The sequence below is a fragment of the Ursidibacter arcticus genome, from assembly GCF_009761375.1.
In the GTDB taxonomy this organism is placed as follows: domain Bacteria; phylum Pseudomonadota; class Gammaproteobacteria; order Enterobacterales; family Pasteurellaceae; genus Ursidibacter; species Ursidibacter arcticus.
On sequence record NZ_LEKM01000156.1, the window covers coordinates 1 to 1,587 of the forward strand.

At 35.6% G+C, this 1,587-nt stretch carries 1 protein-coding gene; it reads right to left on the reverse strand.

What is annotated here, in order from left to right; translation table 11 throughout:
* A partial coding sequence (rpsA, locus tag A1D25_RS06950) for a 30S ribosomal protein S1 (RefSeq protein ID WP_157394970.1) occupies window positions 1-1,418 on the reverse strand: 1,418 nt, incomplete at its 3' end.
* Between the last annotated feature and the right edge of the window lie 169 nt (window positions 1,419-1,587).

The window sequence follows — 1,587 nt, forward strand, 5'->3', positions numbered from 1 at the left end:
CCATCAGCTAGTTCAACTTTAGCACCTTTAGCATCAACTTCTACTACTTTACCTTTAACGATAGCACCTTTTTTGGTACCTTCAACAAAGTTAGTGAATGGATCAGAATCTAACTGTTTGATACCTAAAGAGATACGCTCTTTTACTGCATCAACTTGTAATACTACTGCTTCTACTTCATCACCTTTTTTGTAGTTACGAACAGCTTCTTCACCTGAAACATTCCAAGAAATGTCAGATAAATGTACTAAACCGTCAATACCACCTTCTAAACCGATAAAGATACCGAAATCAGTGATTGATTTGATTTTACCTTTAACTTTGTCGTTTTTGTTGTGAGTTTCAGCAAAGTGTTCCCAAGGGTTAGCTTTACATTGTTTTAAGCCTAAAGAAATACGACGACGTTCTTCATCTACTTCTAACACCATAACTTCAACAACATCACCAACATTTACAACTTTAGATGGGTGGATATTTTTATTTGTCCAATCCATTTCTGAAACGTGAACTAAACCTTCAACACCATCTAAAATTTCAACGAAACAGCCGTAGTCAGTTAAGTTAGTTACTTTACCTGTTAATTTGCTGTTTACTGGGTGATTTTGTGCAATAGCAGCCCAAGGATCTTGACCTAATTGTTTTAAGCCTAAAGATACGCGAGTTTTGTCTTTGTCAAATTTTAATACTTTAACAGTAACTTCATCACCTACATTAACCACTTCACTTGGGTGTTTAACACGTTTCCAAGCCATATCGGTAATGTGAAGTAAACCATCTACGCCACCTAAATCAACAAATGCACCGTAGTCAGTTAAGTTTTTAACTGTACCTTTAACTTCAGAACCTTCAACTAAGTTCGCTAATACTTCTTCACGATCTTGGCTGCTTGTAGATTCGATTACTGCACGACGAGAAACAACAACGTTGTTACGCTTTTGATCTAATTTGATTACTTTAAACTCTAAAGTTTGACCTTCAAGGTTTAATGAATCACGTACTGGACGTGTATCAACTAATGAACCTGGTAAGAATGCACGAACACCGTTTAACTCAACAGTGAAGCCACCTTTTACTTTACCGTTTACTAAACCAACAACAGTTGCTTGTTCTTCGAATGCTTTTTCTAACGCAGCCCAAGATTCGTTACGTTTAGCTTTTTCACGAGAAAGTTTGGTCTCACCGAAACCGTCTTCTACCGCATCAAGAGCAACATCAATAACATCGCCAACTTGAACTTCAAGTTCGCCTTGTGCATTGAAAAACTCTTCAGCAGGAATTGCTGACTCTGATTTTAAACCAGCATCTACAAGTACATAGCCTTTTTGGATAGCAACTACAGTACCTTTAACAATAGCACCTAAACGAGTTTCTTGACCTTTTAGTGATTCTTCAAATAGTTGAGCAAAAGATTCAGTCATAATTTAATCTTCTTTAATAAAATAAAACGTCCATTTATATCCATTTAAATGGGGTTGATAATAAAAACCTAATCATCCATTACTAGGCAAACAATTCTAAATATGTTTTTCAACATAAGATAATGCTTGTTGAATTACTTCATCAATAGAAAGAGATGTAGAATCCAAA